The 611-nt window shown below is 62.8% G+C and carries 1 protein-coding gene; it reads left to right on the top strand.

Annotated features, from left to right (window positions below):
- The coding region (locus tag F6W70_RS17710; RefSeq protein ID WP_444899612.1) for a CLIPPER-2 domain-containing protein at positions 1–611 on the top strand (611 nt) is incomplete at both ends.

Here is a 611-nt window from a genome sequence, read left to right as displayed (position 1 = left end):
AACAGCAACGGTCTGGCGGATGCGGGGGAGACGATCGATTATTCGTTCGTCGTTCTCAACACCGGGAATGTGACGCTCACGGGTGTGTCTGTCGATGACCCGAAGGCGGGGTCGGTGACGTGTGATCCGACGACGCTCGCTCCGGGTGAGTCGGTGACGTGCACGGCGGATGCGCCGTATACGGTCACCGAGCAGGACATCATCGATGGCGGTGTCGTGAACACCGCGACCGGTAATGCCACGACTCCTGAGGGTGTGGATCCGATCATCCCGCCGACCGACACCGAGACGACACCGACGCCGGCTGCGGCGGCAGGTCTCGCGATCGAGAAGGTCGCGTCGTTGAATGACGCCAACAGCAACGGTCTGGCGGATGCGGGGGAGACGATCGATTATTCGTTCGTCGTTCTCAACACCGGGAATGTGACGCTCACGGGTGTGTCTGTCGATGACCCGAAGGCGGGGTCGGTGACGTGTGATCCGACGACGCTCGCTCCGGGTGAGTCGGTGACGTGCACGGCGGATGCGCCGTATACGGTCACCGAGCAGGACATCATCGATGGCGGTGTCGTGAACACCGCGACCGGTAATGCCACGACTCCTGAGGGTGT

The sequence above is a fragment of the Microbacterium maritypicum genome (assembly GCF_008868125.1).
Classification (GTDB): Bacteria; Actinomycetota; Actinomycetes; order Actinomycetales; family Microbacteriaceae; genus Microbacterium; species Microbacterium maritypicum.
Note: the sequence above shows the minus strand (reverse complement) of the source record. Positions and strands in the feature narration are given on the sequence as shown.